21 protein-coding genes and 1 tRNA gene are annotated in these 17,923 nt (G+C 58.2%); 12 read left to right on the forward strand and 10 right to left on the reverse strand.

All coding sequences use genetic code 11. From position 1 onward, the window contains the following. Window positions 1-75: 75 nt before the first annotated feature. Window positions 76-321 (forward strand): EF-hand domain-containing protein, encoded by a 246-nt coding sequence (locus tag ACR0AA_RS02595; protein ID WP_480660358.1) that lies wholly within the window; start codon window positions 76-78, stop codon window positions 319-321. A gap of 53 nt (window positions 322-374) precedes the next feature. Here the strand turns inward: ACR0AA_RS02595 and ACR0AA_RS02600 are convergent, their stop codons facing one another. Beyond that, the gene (locus ACR0AA_RS02600; protein WP_480660356.1) at window positions 375-1,919 is read right to left on the reverse strand and encodes a trimethylamine methyltransferase family protein; all 1,545 of its coding nucleotides are present in this window, start codon (window positions 1,917-1,919) and stop codon (window positions 375-377) included. A 419-nt stretch (window positions 1,920-2,338) separates the two neighbouring features. On the opposite strand from ACR0AA_RS02600, the gene ACR0AA_RS02605 reads away from it, so the two are divergent. Beyond that, window positions 2,339-2,857, forward strand: a complete 519-nt coding sequence (locus ACR0AA_RS02605) for an outer membrane protein (protein ID WP_480660354.1) — start codon at window positions 2,339-2,341, stop codon at window positions 2,855-2,857. 6 nt (window positions 2,858-2,863) lie between these two features. Here the strand turns inward: ACR0AA_RS02605 and ACR0AA_RS02610 are convergent, their stop codons facing one another. Beyond that, complete coding sequence (locus tag ACR0AA_RS02610) at window positions 2,864-4,051, reverse strand: pyridoxal phosphate-dependent aminotransferase (RefSeq protein WP_480755371.1); 1,188 nt, start codon at window positions 4,049-4,051, stop codon at window positions 2,864-2,866. 58 nt (window positions 4,052-4,109) lie between these two features. Continuing rightward, entirely contained in the window at window positions 4,110-4,454 is a 345-nt protein-coding gene (locus ACR0AA_RS02615) for an MmcQ/YjbR family DNA-binding protein (protein WP_480755372.1), read from the reverse strand. Window positions 4,455-4,669: 215 nt separating this feature from the next. Here ACR0AA_RS02615 and cysS point away from each other — a divergent pair, with 215 nt between their 5' ends. From cysS to ACR0AA_RS02630, 3 genes are all read left to right on the forward strand, one after another. After that, window positions 4,670-6,067 (forward strand): cysteine--tRNA ligase, encoded by a 1,398-nt coding sequence (gene cysS / locus ACR0AA_RS02620; protein WP_480660348.1) that lies wholly within the window; start codon window positions 4,670-4,672, stop codon window positions 6,065-6,067. 71 nt (window positions 6,068-6,138) lie between these two features. Continuing rightward, window positions 6,139-7,773, forward strand: a complete 1,635-nt coding sequence (gene cimA / locus ACR0AA_RS02625; protein ID WP_480755373.1) for a citramalate synthase — start codon at window positions 6,139-6,141, stop codon at window positions 7,771-7,773. Window positions 7,774-7,775: 2 nt separating this feature from the next. After that, window positions 7,776-8,552, forward strand: coding sequence for a squalene/phytoene synthase family protein (locus tag ACR0AA_RS02630; RefSeq protein ID WP_480661197.1), 777 nt, complete (start codon window positions 7,776-7,778; stop codon window positions 8,550-8,552). Here the strand turns inward: ACR0AA_RS02630 and ACR0AA_RS02635 are convergent, their stop codons facing one another. Continuing rightward, a complete protein-coding gene (locus tag ACR0AA_RS02635; RefSeq protein ID WP_480660344.1) occupies window positions 8,553-9,143 on the reverse strand; it encodes a YceI family protein in 591 nt (196 codons plus the stop codon). A 92-nt stretch (window positions 9,144-9,235) separates the two neighbouring features. On the opposite strand from ACR0AA_RS02635, the gene ACR0AA_RS02640 reads away from it, so the two are divergent. Continuing rightward, window positions 9,236-9,652, forward strand: a complete 417-nt coding sequence (locus ACR0AA_RS02640) for a MarR family winged helix-turn-helix transcriptional regulator (protein ID WP_480755374.1) — start codon at window positions 9,236-9,238, stop codon at window positions 9,650-9,652. On the opposite strand, the gene ACR0AA_RS02645 is transcribed toward ACR0AA_RS02640, so the two are convergent. Beyond that, a complete protein-coding gene (locus ACR0AA_RS02645) occupies window positions 9,649-10,866 on the reverse strand; it encodes an MFS transporter (protein WP_480755410.1) in 1,218 nt (405 codons plus the stop codon). The genes ACR0AA_RS02640 and ACR0AA_RS02645 overlap by 4 nt on opposite strands. A gap of 97 nt (window positions 10,867-10,963) precedes the next feature. Between ACR0AA_RS02645 and ACR0AA_RS02650 the strand changes: the two genes are divergently transcribed. The 4 genes from ACR0AA_RS02650 to ACR0AA_RS02665 are packed head-to-tail and all read left to right on the forward strand — an operon-like array spanning window position 10,964 to window position 13,060. Next, window positions 10,964-11,596, forward strand: coding sequence for a DNA-3-methyladenine glycosylase family protein (locus tag ACR0AA_RS02650; RefSeq protein WP_480755375.1), 633 nt, complete (start codon window positions 10,964-10,966; stop codon window positions 11,594-11,596). After that, complete coding sequence (locus tag ACR0AA_RS02655) at window positions 11,593-12,258, forward strand: alpha/beta hydrolase (RefSeq protein WP_239335029.1); 666 nt, start codon at window positions 11,593-11,595, stop codon at window positions 12,256-12,258. Before ACR0AA_RS02650 ends, ACR0AA_RS02655 begins: the two co-directional genes overlap by 4 nt. A 2-nt stretch (window positions 12,259-12,260) precedes the next feature. Further along, the gene (locus ACR0AA_RS02660) at window positions 12,261-12,764 is read left to right on the forward strand and encodes an N-acetyltransferase family protein (RefSeq protein WP_480755376.1); all 504 of its coding nucleotides are present in this window, start codon (window positions 12,261-12,263) and stop codon (window positions 12,762-12,764) included. Then, window positions 12,758-13,060 carry a putative quinol monooxygenase gene (locus ACR0AA_RS02665; protein WP_480755377.1) on the forward strand — a complete coding sequence of 101 codons (303 nt, stop codon included), beginning with the start codon at window positions 12,758-12,760 and terminating at the stop codon, window positions 13,058-13,060. Before ACR0AA_RS02660 ends, ACR0AA_RS02665 begins: the two co-directional genes overlap by 7 nt. Before the next feature lie 4 nt (window positions 13,061-13,064). Here ACR0AA_RS02665 and ACR0AA_RS02670 read toward each other — a convergent pair whose 3' ends face one another. Beyond that, on the reverse strand, window positions 13,065-13,490 hold the full coding sequence (locus tag ACR0AA_RS02670; RefSeq protein ID WP_480755378.1) for a VOC family protein: 426 nt from the start codon (window positions 13,488-13,490) through the stop codon (window positions 13,065-13,067). Between the two features lie 31 nt (window positions 13,491-13,521). Further along, window positions 13,522-14,127 carry an rRNA large subunit pseudouridine synthase E gene (locus ACR0AA_RS02675; protein ID WP_480755379.1) on the reverse strand — a complete coding sequence of 202 codons (606 nt, stop codon included), beginning with the start codon at window positions 14,125-14,127 and terminating at the stop codon, window positions 13,522-13,524. Window positions 14,128-14,340: 213 nt separating this feature from the next. On the opposite strand from ACR0AA_RS02675, the gene ACR0AA_RS02680 reads away from it, so the two are divergent. Beyond that, entirely contained in the window at window positions 14,341-14,928 is a 588-nt protein-coding gene (locus tag ACR0AA_RS02680) for an HNH endonuclease (protein WP_239335047.1), read from the forward strand. 3 nt (window positions 14,929-14,931) lie between these two features. On the opposite strand, the gene ACR0AA_RS02685 is transcribed toward ACR0AA_RS02680, so the two are convergent. After that, window positions 14,932-15,396, reverse strand: a complete 465-nt coding sequence (locus tag ACR0AA_RS02685; protein WP_480755380.1) for a disulfide bond formation protein B — start codon at window positions 15,394-15,396, stop codon at window positions 14,932-14,934. Then, entirely contained in the window at window positions 15,393-15,971 is a 579-nt protein-coding gene (locus ACR0AA_RS02690) for a YqaA family protein (RefSeq protein ID WP_480660329.1), read from the reverse strand. Before ACR0AA_RS02690 ends, ACR0AA_RS02685 begins: the two co-directional genes overlap by 4 nt. Before the next feature lie 146 nt (window positions 15,972-16,117). On the opposite strand from ACR0AA_RS02690, the gene ACR0AA_RS02695 reads away from it, so the two are divergent. Next, window positions 16,118-16,203: transfer RNA gene (locus ACR0AA_RS02695), tRNA-Leu, on the forward strand. A gap of 153 nt (window positions 16,204-16,356) precedes the next feature. On the opposite strand, the gene ACR0AA_RS02700 is transcribed toward ACR0AA_RS02695, so the two are convergent. Next, window positions 16,357-17,850, reverse strand: a complete 1,494-nt coding sequence (locus ACR0AA_RS02700; protein WP_480660327.1) for a BCCT family transporter — start codon at window positions 17,848-17,850, stop codon at window positions 16,357-16,359. Window positions 17,851-17,923: the final 73 nt, after the last annotated feature.

Raw genomic sequence — 17,923 nt, forward strand, 5'->3', positions numbered from 1 at the left:
CGTAGGGCCAATGGGTGTTTCTGGTGCCTGTCCGGACGCAAAACACACATACAAATCTAATCAGGAGGCATCACAATGAAACCGCAAAACCTCGCACTCATTTCCGCAATCGCAATTGGTCTGCCGGCACTGGCTTCGGCGCAGGCATCAGCAGATACAAATGGCGATGGAGTTCTGACCATCGAAGAGGTTCAGGCTGTTCTGCCTGAAGTCGACGCTGACGGTTTCTCGGCTATGGACGCAAATGGCGATGGTTCGCTGGACGCAGATGAAATTGCCGTCGCACAGGAAGCTGGATTGCTACCGCCCAGCAACGGCTGATCCTACGAAGGCATCGGCGGCCCGATCCCCTCGGGCCGCCTTATTTCAATTAGTTACGACGGTAAGTGAATGTTGAATCTGCCGCGAAGCTCGGCGTCCAGAAGCGGATCGAACCGGGCGGCGGACGGGTTGGACAGAATTTCTTCCTTCCGTTTGATCGCCTTTTGGATCAGGTCTGGTTTACCCAATTCCACCCATTCCTTAGGGGAAGACCGATCGCCAAAGGTCGGATAGACATAATCCGCCTGCATACGGCTGAGTGTGGCATCTGTTCCAAGATAGTGGCCCGGTCCGCCCAGGCAGACTTCGGCAATCTGATCCAGCGCCAGTGTTTCGTCCGTCACTTCGATCCCGCGCACGCAGCGCTGCGCCTGACCGATCAGATCATCACTAAGGATAAGGCTTTCAAAGCAGAAGCCCAGTAGTGAGGCGTGCATACCTGCGGCCTCATACACCATGTTCAGCCCGGAAAGTCCGGCCATGACGTTTGAGCACATCTGCTCCCATCCAGCCTGCATGTCTGGCAGTTTCGCGTCCGACGCTCCCGCTGCGGCACCGCCCGGTAGGTCGTAGAAATGGTGCATCTGGGCACAGCCAGCGGTCAGCAAGGCCTGCTCGCCCGAACCGATGGACATCGCGCCGGTGCGCAGGTCCAGACCGAAGGGCCAGGTGCCAAAAACTGCGGGCGCGCCGGGCTTTACGGCGTTTACATAAACCAGGCCGGCCAGGCATTCAGCTGTGGCTTGCGTGATCGCACCAGCGACAGTCGAAGGCGCGGTTGCACCAGCCATGCCGGCGGACAGTAGCAAGACGGGCATGCCGGCCTTAATGCACTCTTCCATCACTTCGCAGCTTTCCGTCGCGAATTTCATGGGGGGCACAACGAAGCAGTTCGAATTGGACATGAACGGCCGTTCGCGCCACTTATCCTCGCCACCGGCAATCATATGGAGCATTTCCACCGCGGGTGCGACGTGGCTCGGTTCGGTAAACGATGTGCCGATATGTTTGAACGTGCCGGATGTCGTTGCGTAGATGGTGTTCAGGTCCATCTCAAGGTTGTCAGCGATGTCGCGGCACACCATTGGACGCTGGACAAAGTGAATGTTTTCAAGTTGTTCGCAGATCCGGGAGGCGTCGTGCAGGTCCTGAACGGTTGAATCGCGGTATTCCTGTCCGTGAACGTCGACCATGCTGACGGCTGCGCCGGCGGTGCCATAGTGCACCCGGTTTCCCGACAGTTCCAGATCGGTTTTGCCGTCCCGACTGTGTAAAGTGACCGATCGATTGGCTTTGGCGATGGTGTCTTCGACCAAAGCCCGAGGGAATCGGATGCGGCCGTCATCACCCAAAATACACCCGGCGCCGACAAGGTAGTCGATCCCGCTTTGGGGGGCGTCGGCCAGGCCGATGGTTTCCAATGCAGTCAGCGCAGCTTCATGGATTTTTTCGACTTGTGCTTGGGTCAGCACTTTCAGAGTTCCGCCCTCCATTCCAGGACGAATGGGGCGCAGATGTTCCGGCAGTGCCGATGCACGGGCTGCACGGCGCGCGGCACGTCCGCCGCTGCGCGATGTGTTACGGGTTTGTTCGTTCATAGTTTAAGAGTCCGGTCGATAAAGTACGTTCAGGGTGAGTGTACTCAGACTGTTTCCGGCCGCCCCCGCGCGGCACGCCCGCGATCCGCACCAATGGTACGGCTGATCAGGCGAATTTTCCAAATGTCACTTTGCATGCGGGTCCTCAGTTGGTGAGGCGCAGTTTTTCAAGATGGGGAACAACAATCTGTCCTGTTTGCGACCTGAGGAGCCAAAAGCGAAGTGTTGTGCCTTGGCGGCATCACGTTCTTGCCCTTGGGTAAAGTTTTTTACCGAAGTTGGAAAAATCTGTTATGCTTCTATAACTTATTTAAGGCCGGTTTGTGATCTCAACTTATTGTTAAGGATTGCCGACCAAGTTTGATGTGACGGTCCCCGGTAACGACCTAGGCTTTTTGCAAGGTTATTTGGAGAGGTTGATGAAAGCCCTGACGACCCTCATTTTTGCTTGGACGGCGATCGGCGCTGTACCTGCTTTGGCCGAGGATTGGACAGGTGCATATGCGGGTTTCAGCTTTGGCTATGCGGATGCAGATGGCCCCGGCGGGTCCAGCGGAAACGATACGGTCTTCGGACCCCTCGTCGGCTATGACTATGACTTCGGCAATTTTGTTTTGGGCGGCGAGCTTGAATATAATCGTCTTTCGCTGGATTTGGGGCAGGGCGAAGGTAGCCTGGACAGCATGACCCGCCTGAAACTGCGGGGCGGCTATGATTTTGGGCCCGCCCTGGGTTATGTCGTCGTCGGCGCGGCCCGGTTGGACGCGTCGGAAGATAATGATACCGCAGCTGTCTACGGCATCGGCCTTGCCTACCCGATCGGCGAAAGCTTTGTGATCAGCGGCGAGGCCTTGCGTCAGAACTTTGACGATGTAACCCGGACCGAGGGCGGAGTTGATGCCAACGTTTTCAACCTCCGGACCACATTCCGCTTCTGATTCCCTCTATTCCGCCGCGTGACTTTCCGCCAACCCAGTTGCGAAATCGCAGATCGTCTTGAGGGCTGCGGCGAAACGGTCGTCTTCTATGGTCATTGCAACCCGGACATGTCCGGCGGCCGCTTGACCAAAGCTTTCGCCCGGCATGACCGCGATCGCGTGGGTATCCAGCAGTGCGTTGGCAAAAGCCTCACCGCTCATCCGGGTGGCGCGGATGTCGAGCATCAGGTACATCGCGCCTTGCGCGGGAACCAGGCCGACGGTGTTTTGCGCGGCCAGAATGTCAATCGCCAGTGCGCGGCGACGGCGGAACGGAGCCGCAATTTCTTCTTCAAAGTCGGTACCCGCATTCAACGCAAAGCTGGCCGCGTCCTGAATGAACCCGGGCACCCCGTAAGTCGTATGCGTGGCGAGGTTGATCAGATGAGAGATCACCTCTTCCGGCCCGACAACCCAGCCACAGCGCGAACCGGTCATGGCATGTGATTTAGACATCGACCCGACCACCAGCGTTCGCTCGGTCATGTCGGGCAGGGTGCGCGGGGAAATATGCGCGCCATCCCAGACTTGTGTGTCATAGACCTCATCCGAAATCAGCCAGAGGTCGCGTTTGCGGCAGACCTCGGCGATTCCTTCAAGTGTCTGCTTTGAGTAGACGACTCCGGTGGGATTGTTGGGCGTATTAATCAATAGGGAAACCGCACCGTCAGCCGCCGCGTCGACATCTTCGGCGCGTGGTTGGAATGCGTCTGCCGCAGACGCCTGGATTGCTCGCGCCGTCGCGCCCGAGCCCCGAATCGTTCCGGGATAGGTGGCGTAGTAAGGATCGAGATACAGACCGACATCCCCGGGGTCGCACACGGCAACATGCGCGGCAAAAAGGGCAGACTGGCCCCCCGGAGTTATGAGCACATTGTTGCGGGTTGTCTTTGTCCCGGTGCGGGCCTGAATGCGCGCTGCCACGGTGTCTCGCAGCAAATCGGTGCCGGGGACCATGGCGTAGCCGGTGTTTCCTTGCCGGGCAGAGATATCCATGGCGTCCAGAATGGTTTCGTCCGTGCGGATATCATGCTCACCGATCGTCAGTTCGGTGATCGGATGACCTTCGCTGATCAGCCGGCGCGCGCGGTAGAACACATCCCAACCGTCGCTGCCGCCCCCGGTCAGATGAGTGATACACTGCGACAGTTTCATGGCACGCTCCGTTCTTGTCTTCAGCGCAGACAGGGCCAGAGGCCTTGGGAAAAGTCAATCAGCTTCGCGGGGGAAGAGTGGCCTGCACTTTTTTGGTCAATGACGACCGGACCAGATCATAGGATGAGGTCAGTCGGTGGCGCAGTTCATCCTCGTCGCAATCGAAGGGCAGCCGAATCCAACTGCGGTGAAAATAGGGGGCCTTTGCACCAATTCCGGCGTCTATCAGCATCTGTGCCGTTTCAATTTCCGGAGTTTTGACGGACACACCGTCGTTGGCGGTGCCAATGCACGCAAACATCTTGTCACCGACTTTCCAGGCGTCATGGCCTCCGCCCCACGGGTCGGACAGATCAGCTCCGGGCAATGCACGGCAGATCGAATTAACAAGATCTCGGCTCATATCAACACGGTGCGCGAACCGGTGGTCGAACTCAAGTCTTGGCTCGACCTCCTGTCCGTGCTAGGGGGAGATCATGAACCGGATGACTTGCATCATTATCTGCTGCATTACCTGCTGATTTATCAAGCGGGCCGGTTTCTTTCGTTTTCATCCCTGAGACAAGTTGCTAAGCCCGCGTCAACGCGACACGCTTTGTTGTTCTTAGGAGCCGACTGATGACGACGATCAAACTGCACAATACCCGGACGCGGACGAAAGAGGATTTCGTTCCGATCGATCCCGAAAACGTGCGGATGTATGTCTGTGGTCCAACAGTTTACGACCGCGCCCATCTGGGCAATGCCCGGCCCGTTGTTGTGTTTGACGTGCTCTATCGTTTGCTTCGCCATGTCTACGGCCCGGATCATGTGACCTATGTTCGCAATTTCACCGACGTCGATGATAAGATCAACGCAACGGCTTTGGCGCGTCAAAAGGCGGGTGCCGACGGAACGCTGGAGCAGTTGGTGCAGGAACGGTCGGATGAAACCATCGGCTGGTACTTGCATGACATGGGCGCATTGGGTGCGCTGGAGCCCGATGAGATGCCGCGTGCGACTCAGTACATCGCGCAAATGATTGCGATGATTGAAGATTTGATCGCAAAGGGTCACGCCTATGCGGCCGAGGGGCATGTTCTGTTCGCGGTGGATAGCTGGAAAGAGCAGTATGGTTCGCTGTCCGGCCGATCCGTCGATGACATGATCGCGGGTGCCCGCGTCGAGGTTGCGCCCTACAAGAAAAACCCGATGGATTTCGTGCTGTGGAAGCCTTCGACAGATGATCTGCCTGGGTGGGATTCTCCTTGGGGCCGAGGTCGTCCGGGCTGGCACATCGAATGCTCGGCCATGAGCTATGAGCTGCTGGGCGAAAGCTTTGACATTCACGGCGGCGGCAACGACCTGATGTTCCCACACCATGAGAATGAGATCGCGCAGAGCAAGTGCGCCCACCCGCATGGTGAGTTCGCGCGCGTCTGGCTGCACAACGAAATGCTGCAGGTCGAAGGCAAGAAGATGTCCAAATCTCTGGGCAACTTCTTCACTGTACATGACTTGTTGGAGCAGGGCGTGCCGGGTGAGGTGATCCGCTTTGTGTTCCTGCAGACCCATTATCGCAAGCCGATGGACTGGACCGAAAAAAAGGCCCGCGAGGCTGAGGCGACGCTACGCAAGTGGCGGGCGCTGACAGCGGGCATTGAGCCCGCCGCCAGCGCGGCACCCGCGGTTGTTGCTGCGCTGAGTGATGACCTGAATACTGCGGGCGCTTTGACCGAACTGCACCGGATGGCGGCCGAAGGTGACGCTGCCGGGTTGTTGGCGAGCGCTCAGGTGTTGGGTTTGCTGACCGAAGAGATCGGAGCTTGGGCGGATACCGGGTCATTGGATTTGTCTGCTCACGCGACGAAACTTGCGGATGCGCGCGCCGTTGCGATGCAAAACAAGGACTTCTCGGAAGTGGATCGCCTGAAAGCTGCCTACCTAGCTGCTGGCCTAGAAGTTCGTATGAGCAAAGAGGGCGTAGAGCTGGTGCCCGGCGCAGGCTTTGATGCGGCAAAATTGGAGAATGTCTGATGGTTGACCAAAATCATTCCTGCCGCGCCAAGCTGGCGTAAACGATGACTGAGGGCCAGCGGGAGCAAGCGATGACCAAAGAACGCCTCTACCTCTACGACACAACCCTGCGCGATGGGCAGCAGACGCAGGGTGTCCAGTTCTCGACCGCTGAGAAGGTGCAGATCGCGCAGGCACTGGATGTGTTGTGTGTGGACTACATCGAAGGCGGTTGGCCGGGTGCAAACCCGACGGACAGCGCGTTTTTCGATGCGGCGCCGAAAACGTCGGCCCGTTTGACCGCCTTTGGGATGACCAAACGCTCCGGCCGGTCGGCCGAGAATGACGATGTGCTGGCGGCGGTGATGAACGCAGGCACGCAGGCGGTGTGTCTGGTGGGCAAGTCGCACGACTATCATGTGACCCATGCCCTTGGCATCCCGCTGGAGGAGAATGTCGAGAACGTACGCGCCTCGATCGCGCATATCGTGGCGCAGGGGCGTGAAGCGCTGTTTGATGCCGAACATTTCTTTGATGGGTACAAGGACAATCCCGCCTATGCGATTGAGGTGTGCCGGGCTGCGCTGGAAGCGGGCGCGCGGTGGGTCGTTCTGTGCGACACCAACGGGGGGGCTTTGCCCGCCGAAGTGTCGCGGATCGTGTCCGAGGTGATTGCCACGGGCCTTCCGGGGGATCGGCTGGGCATCCATACGCATAACGATACGGAAAACGCGGTAGCTTGTTCTCTGGCTGCCGTAGATGCGGGGGCGCGACAGATACAGGGCACTTTGAACGGGTTGGGTGAGCGTTGTGGCAATGCAAATCTGACCGCTCTGATCCCGACCTTGCTGTTGAAAGAGCCTTACGCGTCGGGTTTCGATATCGGTGTCAGTGTCGAGGCTTTGGCCGGTCTGACGCGTGTCAGTAGGATGCTGGATGACATCCTGAATCGGGTGCCCAGCAAGCAGTCAGCCTATGTCGGTGCCTCGGCCTTTGCTCACAAGGCGGGGCTGCACGCGAGCGCGATTCTGAAAGACCCTTCGACATATGAGCATGTCGACCCGGCGTCGGTTGGCAACACCCGGATCATCCCGATGTCGAACCAGGCGGGGCAGTCGAATTTGCGCAAGCGTCTTACCGAGGCGGGTTTGACCGTCGAGGCAGGCGATCCAGCTTTGGGGCGTATTCTTGAGCGGATCAAACTGCGCGAGGCGGACGGCTATTCCTACGACACAGCACAGGCCAGCTTCGAACTGCTGGCGCGCGACGAGTTGGGGCAATTGCCCGAGTTCTTTGAGGTCAAGCGCTATAAGGTCACCGTTGAACGGCGCAAGAACAAGTACAACAAGATGGTCAGCCTGTCTGAGGCGGTTGTTGTTGTGAAAGTCGATGGTGAAAAGAAACTGTCGGTCAGCGAGTCGCTGGATGGCGATGGCAGTGATCGCGGCCCGGTAAACGCTTTGGCGAAAGCTCTGGCCAAGGATCTGGGGCAGTACTCTCCGATACTGGATGACATGCATCTGGTGGACTTCAAGGTGCGAATAACTCAGGGCGGCACCGAGGCCGTGACGCGCGTCATAATCGACAGCGAAGACGGGCAGGGGCGTCGGTGGTCCACGGTGGGCGTCAGTGCAAACATAGTCGATGCTTCGTTCGAGGCACTGCTGGATGCGATCCAGTGGAAATTGGTACGGGATTGCGGTCCACAGACAGCGGTGGCCGAGTGAGCGTGCAGTTTGACGATGACGTCAAGGCGTGCGCCGCTTTGCTGCATCGGGCTGATCCTGACCGATTCATGGCGGCCATGGCCGCGCCGGTTGCGGCGCGGGCGGTTTTGTTTCCGATCTATGCTCTGAACGTCGAGGTGGCCCGCGCGCCATGGGTCACGCAAGAGCCGATGATCGCAGAGATGCGCCTGCAATGGTGGCGCGACGCCTTGCAGGAGATCGCCGAAGGTCCAAATGTACGGCGGCACGAGGTGGTTACTCCGCTGTCGCGCGCGTTATCCCCGCATCTGGCGGCGATGTTTGATGAATATGTCGCTGTAAGGCGTTGGGATATTTATCGTGATCCGTTTGAGGATGACGCGCATTTCGACGCCTATATCAACCACAGTGCGGGGACGCTCATGGTTGTATCCGCACAGGCTTTGGGTCCGGCGGATGAGGATGTCGTGCGGGATTTCGGCTATGCCATGGGCGTCGCCAATTGGTTTCGTGCCATTCCAGACCTTGAGGCGCGCGGACGAGTACCTTTGCTGGATGGGACGCCTGCGGGTGTTCGGCGTCTGGCCGAAAAGGCGGCTGAAAGATTGAACCGGGCCCGGTCAAATCGACAGGCCGTTTCGAAAAAGGCCTCGGCTGCGCTTCACGCAGGGTGGCAGACCGGATTGATATTGAAGCAGGTCATAGAGCGCCCTGAACGGGTGGCTGCAGGCGCGCTTGGTCCGGGGGAAATTCGCCGCCGCCTGTCCTTGATGGCCCGGGCGGCGACGGGACGCTGGTAGTTATTCCCAGCCGCCGGCACGCATTTCAGCCGAGATTTTCAGGTCGACCATGTCCGATGTTCCCGGTGCGAACATCCCAACGCCAAAATCGCTGCGCAACAACTGGCTTGAGGCTTCGACCCCGACCCATTCGCCTTTGTAGTAGTCGAAGAACCCGGCCAAGGGGTGTGCGCCCATAAAGGTCAGATTGATCTCAAGCGATGCGGGTTTTGTCTTATCCTTGATCGTCAGGTCTCCGATCATCCGCAGGGTGCTCGCACCGGTTTGAACCGCCGAGGTCGAGACAAAGCGGATCTCGGGGTAAGTTTCGATTTCGAAGAAATCACTGCTTTTGAGGTGATCGTTGAGCGGCCCCCAACCGGTTTCAACGCTGGAGGCATCAATCGTAATATCCGCGCTGGTTGCAGTAACGTTTTCAGGGTCAAACTCGACTGTGCCAGAGACCGCGGTCCATTCACCGGACTGCTCGGTCAAACCGGCGTGGTTGTAATAAAACCTGATTTCCGTGTGTCCTTGATCGAAATGATATGTTTCGGCAACGGCAGGGGTCGCCAGTGCTAATGCAAGTGCGGTTGCGTAGAGCGGTTTCATAGTGTTTCTCTGATTTGCTGGGTTGATAGAAAAACATGTAAATGCATCTAAGTGGATGAGCAAAGCAAAAACACAATCCTCGCGGAGGCGTGATGAGCGGATTTGACGAAAGAGAAGCGGCCTGGATTGCGCTGAACCAAACGCGCACCCGGATCTTTTCCCGGGCCGAGCGTGCGTTGGTGGCGGCCGGATACCCAAGACTGCATTGGTACGACGTGCTGTGGGAGCTTGAAAGGGCGCCAGACGGCTTGAGGCCCAAGCAGTTAGAGCAGCAATTGTTGTTCGACCAATCCAGCTTTTCCCGTCAGGTCGCGAGAATGGCAGAAGGCGGTTTGCTGACGCGTCACGCGGCAACAGGCGATGGGCGGGGGAAGATTCTGCGTGTCACTGACAAGGGCCGGGCCCTAAGGCGGCAAATGTGGGACATTTACCGTAAGCATATTGATGAGGGCATCGCTGAGGCGCAGAAAAACGATGCATTTGCCGCGTTGAAACGGCTTGACGATTAAGCTGTACGGGGCCGCATCGTTAGCCACAACAGCGCGCCGCCTGCCAAGGTAAGCAGCGGTACCATTGCGACGTTCACAGCGGTCCAACCTTCAATCGCCGAGCCACCCGAGCAGTTCATCAATCCGCCTGAAGCCAGCGAGGCAAAGGTCACGCCGCCGAACACCAACAAGTCGTTCAGGCCCTGCATGCGACCGCGCTCGCTCACGTCATGCGATTCAGCCAGCATCGTGGTGGCGCCAATAAAGCCAAAGTTCCAACCGATCCCCAGCAGGATCAGCGCAACAAAGAAGTTGCCCAGTTCAACCCCTTGCAAAGCAACGGCTCCGGCCGCGGCGAGAATGAACAGGCCCACAGCCACGATCCGTTCGACGCCAAACCGCGCGATCAGTTGACCGGTGAAAAAGCTGGGGATGTACATGGCCAGCACATGGCTGGTGACGACATCTGCCGCATCATTGGCGGTGAACCCACAGCCCACAACCGCCAGCGGCGTGGAGGTCATAACAAGGTTCATCAGCGCGTAAGATACCATCGCGCAAATGATGGCGACCGCGATGCGGGGCGTTTTGAGCAACTCGATCCGCGACCGACCTTTGGGCGCATCAGCCGCGGGTTTGGGCGGTGTCGGAATATCGAGAAAAAAGAACAGTGCCGAACCGACGACGTTGACTGCGATGACGGCGATATAGGTGCCGAGGAACGGAATGACATAAGCGGTCGAAGTCAACTTGACGATCTGCGGCCCAATGATGGCCGCCGCCAGCCCTCCGGCCATAACGTAAGAGATTGCTTTTGGGCGAAACTCGTCCGATGCCGTGTCGGCGGCTGCAAATCGGTAGAAACCGTGCGCGCTCATGTAGATTCCTGTCAGCAAGCTTCCAACCAGGAAAACCGGGAACGATCCCAGAAAGAGGCCATATGCTCCGACCAGACCACCGCAGGCACCCGCTGTTGCGCCAACCAGAAACCCGGCGCGGCGCCCCCACCGCTGCATGATGGCCGAAATCGGGGTGGCGGCCAGCATCGACCCCAGCACGATCAGAGAAATAGGCAACGTCGCAAGGCATGCATTTGTCGCCAACGACTGACCTGCCAGCCCTCCGACAATGAAAATCATGGGCATCTGCGCGCCCAGCAAGGCTTGCGCGGCGACCAGAACAGCGACGTTGCGTTTGGCCTGACTGTTGTCCGGGGTGATCGATGTCATCGTCATGGGCACATGCGTATCGGCGAAAACGATTGCGCACAAGCGGGTTGCATCTGCGGCAAAGCAGCCTAACGTGCATCCGAAACCCAAGGCCGGAGGGCACATGTCCGTAGGGCGGATCATCGAAACATCTGACTGTGTCGAGGAAGGAGCGGGCTGGCTGGCCGACACTTGCCCGCGTATGGCCTACGCGATGGAGCAGACCGGTCCGTTGCCCCTGCGCCGTCGTCCCGACGGGTTCGCGCAATTGCTCAGCGCAATCGTCAGCCAACAGGTCAGCGTCGCCTCGGCCAATGCGATCTGGAAACGACTGAAGGATGCGAAACTGACCGGCCCTCGCAAAATCATGTGGGCCACGGATGATGAGTTGCGCGCAGTTGGGTTAAGCCGCCAGAAGATCAGATACGCGCGCGCCCTGGCCGAGGCGCGTATTGATTACAACGCGTTACGGGACGCTTCTAATGAAGATGTCGTGGCTATTCTGACCGAAGTGCCCGGTATCGGTGTTTGGACCGCCGAGATCTACGCTATGTTTTCGCTCGGCCGCGCCGATGTGATCGCACCCGGCGATCTGGCACTGCAAGAAGCGGCGCGCATCCTCTACGATTTGCCCGAACGGCCAGCAGACAAACAGTTGCGGCAAATGGCCGAGGCGTGGTCGCCTTGGCGTTCGGTTGCGGCGCGGGTTCTGTGGGCCTATTACCGGGTGGCTAAGGAACGAGAAGGGATCAGATGACACGCGTTTTGAATGCACTCCGAAAAGAGCCGGTTTCGGGCGACACACGCTCGGTCGTAGTGTTCGTGCACGGATATGGCGCCAACGGGGCAGACTTGCTGGGGCTTGCCGATCCGCTGGGCGAGCATCTGCCGGACACATTGTTCGTGGCGCCAGATGCGCCAGAACAAATTCCCGGAATGCCCAATGGGTTCCAGTGGTTTCCGATCCCTTGGATCGATGGCTCTTCCGAGGAAGAAGCGCGTCGTGGCATGGAAATGGCGGTCGAGGATTTCAACGCTTTTCTCGATGCCCTGATGGTGGACGAAGACGTGCTGCCCGAGCAGGTGGTTCTGTTCGGCTTTAGCCAAGGCACAATGATGAGCCTGCACGTCGCCCCGCGCCGTGAAGACCCTGTGGCCGGGATCGTCGCATTCTCGGGCCGCTTATTAGAGCCGGATCTGTTGCCCGATGAAACCGTTAGCCGGATGCCTGTTTTGCTGGTGCACGGCGACGCCGATGACGTGGTGCCGCCTCAATCGCTGCCCGAAGCAGCCGAAGCGCTGCAGGCCGCAGGGTTCAAGGAGGTTTATGCGCATGTGATGAAGGGGACTGGTCACGGGATTGCTCCGGACGGCCTCAGCGTTGCGCTGGCCTTCATGCGCGACAAGCTGAGCCTGTAGCGATGATCGCGGTTCGCCCCATGATGCAAGAGGATGTGGTCGCGGCGTGTCGCATCCTCAATGAAATCATTGCGATTGGATGCACGACCGCGTTGGAAGAACCGTTTACAGAAGCGCTGTTTGCCCAAGCCTACCTGAACGGGGTGGACAAGATTTGTTGCCACGTTGCTCTCGACGATCAGGGCGAGGTGGCCGGATTCCAATGGCTTGGAGTTCATGACGACCTGCCGGATGATTGCGTTGATATCGCGACCTTCACCCGGCGCGAGCCGGTGCTGAAAGGGGCAGGGCGCGCCCTTTTTGCTGAAACTTCGACCCAGGCAGCGGCGCTTGGGTTCACCGCGATCAGCGCGACCATCCGGGCCGACAATCGGCCGGGGCTCAACTACTACGACAAGATGGGATTTCGGGACTACTCGGTCGCGTATGGTGTCGCCCTGCAGGACGGTACGCCGGTTGACAGAATCTCGAAGCGATTTGAACTGACGAGAGGGGCGGCATGCTGATTGTTACGGGAACAGTCGAGGTATCACCGTGTGGTGTGGAAAAAGCCGCAACCGCAGCGCGGCGTATGGTGGCGGAGACCGTCAGAGAACCCGGCTGTCTCGTCTACGAATTCAGTCTGATTCTTGGTTTTGCCAACCGGTTTCGCGTCTATGAGGAATGGCAGGATCAGGCCGCGCTCGAGGCGCATTTTGCGGCCCCTCACATGGCAGAGTTTCAGGCTGTACTGGGCGAGGTCGGAGTTGTTTCCAGCGACATCTACCGCGTCGTTGGCGGAGAGAAGCAGCCGTTGCGCTAAGGGATCAGGTCCACAGGTGGCCCTCGGCAAACTCGACTGAATTGCCCGCCGGGTCCCGGATGTACAGCGATCGTGCTCCGTTCGGCCAATCAAACTCGGCATCGATGGGGATGTTCCATTCCAGCAAGTGCTTGCGCATTTCGTCGATCTGAGTGCGCGATAGTGTCATGCAGACATGTCCAGGCCCACGGGCGCCGTGCGGCGGGACAGGAAGATCGGGATTACCCGGAAGCTTTTCCGTCTCATCCGCGTTGAACAATAACAATACCGAACCGCCAACTCGAAAAAAAATGTGCCGGTCGGCGACGCGTTGAATTTGCTCCAACGCCAGTATTTCCCCATAGAACCGTTCGGCTGCGTCCAGATCGTCAACATAGAGCGCAGCTTCAAGGATGCCTTCAGGGGGCGGCGTGTTTCGGGTGACTTTCATGCCCTAAGCCTATCACAAAAGGGCGTTTTCGTCACCTGCGCGGGCGGCGGTCTCGTTTGCGCTGCGGCGGCGCGGTCAGTGCAGGTGCCGACAGACTGTCCCATTGGCCGGGTTCCAACCCGTCCAGCGTCCAGTCACCGATGCGCGCCCGGATCAGGCGCAGGGTCGGGTGGCCGACAGCAGCGGTCATGCGCCGAACCTGCCGGTTTCGACCTTCGCGCAAAGTGAGTTCGATCCAGCAATCCGGCACGGTCTGGCGAACACGTATCGGAGGATTGCGCGGCCACAGCCCTTCTGGCTCATCCATCATGCGGGCTTTGGCAGGGCGAGTCGGCCCGTCCTTCAGGTCGACCCCGTCACGAAGCGCTTTCAAGGCGGTCGCATCTGGCACGCCTTCGACCTGAACCCAATATGTTTTCGCCATCTTGTGCTTAGGGTCAGATATCTGTGCTTGCAGCCTGCCATTGTCGGTCAGCAGCATAAGGCCCTCGCTGTCCCGATCCAGGCGCCCGGCCGGGTAAACACCGGGCAGGTCGATGAAATCCGACAGCGTGCTGCGCGGAGTCTCCGCGTTTGCGCGGTCCGTGAACTGCGGCAACACATCGAAAGGTTTGTTGAATCGGATGAACCAGCTCATGATCTCGCCTTAGCCTGTCGGGCACATCGAACGCAACCTGTGGATAACTGTCACGATGTTGTTACGGATTCGGCTTTACCAATCCCCGAGATATTGTGGAAACTCAGGGCTTGTCAGAGTTTTAACACGATATATAGTTAAGCTAAGGCCGGGGCGGGTGTTCCCCGCTCTGATGTCAAAAACGGGCAGAGCAGAGCGAGGAGCGATTCTGATATGGACGGAGACTTCAGAACCGAATTTGTCAGGGAACCGGGTGCCCTAAAGCACCATCCGGCATTGGTTTTGAACGCCGATTATCGCCCCTTGTCCTACTACCCACTGTCCCTGTGGCCCTGGCAAGAAGCGATAAAGGCGGCATGGCTGGACAGGGTCGACATCGTGGCCGAGTACGACGAGGTCGTTCGAAGCCCGAGTACCGAGATACGAATACCGTCGGTCGTTGTCCTCAAAGACTATGTAAAACCCAGAAAGCGCGTGGCCTTCACGCGCTTTAATTTATTTTTGAGGGATGAATTCTGCTGCCAATACTGCGGCAGCCGCGGCGACCTGACCTTTGACCATGTTGTTCCCCGTGCCGCAGGTGGTGTCACAAGCTGGCAAAACGTGGTGGCAGCTTGCAGCCCCTGTAACCTGAAAAAGGGCTCAAAATCGTTGCGGCAGGCGGGTATGACCTTGCGCAAACCCCCACGCCAGCCGGATGCCGAGGCACTGCGGAATATCGGCCGGAAATTCCCACCGAACCACCTGCACGATAGCTGGATCGACTTTCTGTATTGGGATGCCGAACTGGACGAGATGTAACGTTTACTTCGCGCGGAACGCGGCCAGCCAAATCAGGACCAGACCAGCCGAGAGCAGAGCGTTCCACCCGGCCATCGACAGGCCGAACATCTCCCATGGGATATCATCGCAGCGCACCAGCGGCGCGGACATGATCTGATCCATCAACTCTTGCGTCGACAATCCGCCGATATCACCAGAACTACAGCTGGTTGGGCCTTCCCACCATTTCTGCTCGACACCTGCATGAAACATGCCGATGCCCGCTGTGGTCATTGCCGCGGCAGCACCCAGCAGAAGTAATAGCCGAACACCGGGAAAGGCAAAGGCTAACACGCCGATCACGACGGCCGCGCCATGCGGATAGCGTTGCCAGATGCACATTTTACACGGGGCCATCCCGCCCAAATATTGGAAGCCCCATGCGCCAAGTAGCAGCGCAGCGGACCCGCCAGCGGCAATCAGGATCAGTAAGTTTCTACGCGTCATAGATACCGCACCACTAAGAACCCACCGAACAGCAGGATGATGAACAGGGTAAACATAAGGCCCAGACGTTTCTCGATGAAGTTACGAATGGGATCGCCAAAGCCCCAGAGCAACCCGGCGACAACAAAGAACCTGAGCGCCCGCGCCAGAATCGATGTGGCGATGAACGTTCCCAGTGGCATGCCCGTCCAGCCGGACATGATGGTGATCACCTTGTACGGGAAGGGGGTTACGCCCGCTCCCAACACGGCCCAGAAGCCGAAGTCGTTGAACTTGGCGTTGAACTCTTCCATGGCCTGCGCCTTGCCCATAGATTCGAGGATGGGCTGGCCGATGCTCTCATAGAAAAACGCGCCGATCGCATACCCAAGCATCCCGCCCAACACTGAAGCAACCAGCGCCACGGTGGCGATCAGCCAGGCGCGTGACGGGCGCGCAAGGATCATGGGAATCATCAGGACATCGGGTGGAATCGGAAAGAACGAGCTTTCGACGAATGCCACGATAGCCAGCGCCCACAGTGCATGCGGATGTTCGGCCAGACGGATGGTCCAGTCATATAGCGATCGCAACATAAGGTGCCAAAATCCCGTTCTCGTGTCGGGCAAGCCAAACCATGCACCCGAAGGGGCGTCAACACTGTCCAGGGAAAACAAATTGAATATCGGTTGATTTTTGCCTCTGGACCTTCCCGAACATGAACGCTAATCCAATGTTCGTGGCCCAAGTGGCGGAATGGTAGACGCAGGGGATTCAAAATCCCCCGATGGTAACATCGTGAGAGTTCGAGTCTCTCCTTGGGCACCACACCGCATCCGAAAACCAAAAAATGTCTCCCCAGACGTGCGGCAGCCGCGTATTGACGTGTTTAGCGCCGGTCGTTTCGCAGGATCAGCCATGCCAAAAAACCGATATAGGCAAAAACGCCGAGGTTCAGTGCGGTGTCGATCAACTGGCCGCTCATGATTGGTCCTCCTGCGCGAGACATTTGAACAGGCAGATAACGAGGATCGGCACGATAAACACGAAGGCAATGGCAGACAGGGCGATGATGGATCTGACCAGTGAGATGTCGCCAACCAGAATCATGGCCAGCCCTAAAGCGCCGAGGATTATGCCCCAGATCGTTCGAATCCTTGGGGAAGGGTTATCGTCGCCTCCGGTTCCGATCATTGCGAGCGTAAATCCCGCGCTGACGACGCTGGTAACTACGAAAAGAAACGCCGCCAGAATTGTTGCTGTCCTTGTAATGCCATCCAGTGGGAACCGTTCGAGCAGTGCAAATGTGGTTGCGTCAAGGTTTTCAGCGTTGACCGCCGACAAGGCTCCTTCCTGACGCAGGGCATCGAAAAAGCCCAAGCCACCGAAAACCCCGAACCACAGGATTGAGAACAGTGTCGGGGTGACAACGACCCCGATCAGAAATTCGCGGATCGTACGACCGCGCGAGATTCTTGCGATGAAGATTCCGACAAAAGGCGACCAGGCTAGCCACCAGATCATGTAGTTCAGTGTCCACCCCTGAAACCAGTCGGTTACGATGTCGTCGAAGAACTCTGCCGTTGAAAACCCTGCGGGTAGGACGCCGAAAAGATACCGTCCGAAACCTGAAACTATGCCATCCATCAAAAACGAGGTAGGACCCAGGACCAAAAGATATACCATCATCCCGACAGCAATCAGCATTGCCGCGTTTGACAGCAGGGCCATCCCGTCGCCCAAATCGCGCCGCAGAGGGATTATGAACGCGACGCACAGCACAGCAAAAACGGGCAGGGTCAGCACGCCCGGAGACTCGACACCGAGCAACCCGGCCAAGCCGGTTTGAATCTGGAAAACCCCCATTGCCATAGAACCTGCCAGTCCTACAGCAATCGCAACGATCGACAGCAGGTCAAAAACCCAGGCCATCGCCTTCGTCCATCCTGCCTCTCCCAGCGCGTCCGTGACTGGCGCGCTCAATAAAAGACTGCGATGGCGACGATAGGCGAAATAGGCGATGACTAATCCAACGATCCCGTAAATTGCCCAAGCATGAAATCCCCAGTTCAGATAGGTCACGAACATCGCATAGCTGGCGGCTTCGGGATCGCTATTGAACTGGCGCAGCACTTCGTAGTGCGTCAGGGGCTCGGCCGCCCCATAGAATAAAAGCCCCACACCCATGCCCGCCGCGAACAGCATTGCGATCCATGCGGAGGTCGAAAACTCCGGTTCCGCCGAGTCGGGGCCTAGACGGATGTCCCCGAACCGCGACAAGGCCAGATACAATGCCACAAACAATAGACCGCTGACCTCAAGCATGATGAACCAGCCTCGGCTGTCGAACTGCGTGGCCACAGCGGACGTAGCAATGCGACCAAGGCCCTGAGGGTCGGCTATGCCCCAAGCGGCAATCGATGCGCTCAGGGCAAGAGCGATCATTAGCATCGGGCTGGGAGATTTTCGGTCCACTGTCCAGAACCCCTTCCACCAGTTTTTTGAAACACTTGGTCGTTTGCTCGAGCCTAGATTGGCCGTTCCGACT

The organism is Ruegeria sp. CE8 (assembly GCF_056537465.1).

Coding starts and splice junctions, on each gene's coding strand:
- ACR0AA_RS02595 (WP_480660358.1), top strand. CDS start 76: ATGAAACCGCAAAACCTCGCACTCATTTCCGCAATCGCAATTGGTCTG.
- ACR0AA_RS02600 (WP_480660356.1), bottom strand. CDS start 1,919: ATGAACGAACAAACCCGTAACACATCGCGCAGCGGCGGACGTGCCGCG.
- ACR0AA_RS02605 (WP_480660354.1), top strand. CDS start 2,339: ATGAAAGCCCTGACGACCCTCATTTTTGCTTGGACGGCGATCGGCGCT.
- ACR0AA_RS02610 (WP_480755371.1), bottom strand. CDS start 4,051: ATGAAACTGTCGCAGTGTATCACTCATCTGACCGGGGGCGGCAGCGAC.
- ACR0AA_RS02615 (WP_480755372.1), bottom strand. CDS start 4,454: ATGAGCCGAGATCTTGTTAATTCGATCTGCCGTGCATTGCCCGGAGCT.
- cysS (WP_480660348.1), top strand. CDS start 4,670: ATGACGACGATCAAACTGCACAATACCCGGACGCGGACGAAAGAGGAT.
- cimA (WP_480755373.1), top strand. CDS start 6,139: ATGACCAAAGAACGCCTCTACCTCTACGACACAACCCTGCGCGATGGG.
- ACR0AA_RS02635 (WP_480660344.1), bottom strand. CDS start 9,143: ATGAAACCGCTCTACGCAACCGCACTTGCATTAGCACTGGCGACCCCT.
- ACR0AA_RS02640 (WP_480755374.1), top strand. CDS start 9,236: ATGAGCGGATTTGACGAAAGAGAAGCGGCCTGGATTGCGCTGAACCAA.
- ACR0AA_RS02645 (WP_480755410.1), bottom strand. CDS start 10,866: ATGACGATGACATCGATCACCCCGGACAACAGTCAGGCCAAACGCAAC.
- ACR0AA_RS02650 (WP_480755375.1), top strand. CDS start 10,964: ATGTCCGTAGGGCGGATCATCGAAACATCTGACTGTGTCGAGGAAGGA.
- ACR0AA_RS02655 (WP_239335029.1), top strand. CDS start 11,593: ATGACACGCGTTTTGAATGCACTCCGAAAAGAGCCGGTTTCGGGCGAC.
- ACR0AA_RS02660 (WP_480755376.1), top strand. CDS start 12,261: ATGATCGCGGTTCGCCCCATGATGCAAGAGGATGTGGTCGCGGCGTGT.
- ACR0AA_RS02665 (WP_480755377.1), top strand. CDS start 12,758: ATGCTGATTGTTACGGGAACAGTCGAGGTATCACCGTGTGGTGTGGAA.
- ACR0AA_RS02670 (WP_480755378.1), bottom strand. CDS start 13,490: ATGAAAGTCACCCGAAACACGCCGCCCCCTGAAGGCATCCTTGAAGCT.
- ACR0AA_RS02675 (WP_480755379.1), bottom strand. CDS start 14,127: ATGAGCTGGTTCATCCGATTCAACAAACCTTTCGATGTGTTGCCGCAG.
- ACR0AA_RS02680 (WP_239335047.1), top strand. CDS start 14,341: ATGGACGGAGACTTCAGAACCGAATTTGTCAGGGAACCGGGTGCCCTA.
- ACR0AA_RS02685 (WP_480755380.1), bottom strand. CDS start 15,396: ATGACGCGTAGAAACTTACTGATCCTGATTGCCGCTGGCGGGTCCGCT.
- ACR0AA_RS02690 (WP_480660329.1), bottom strand. CDS start 15,971: ATGTTGCGATCGCTATATGACTGGACCATCCGTCTGGCCGAACATCCG.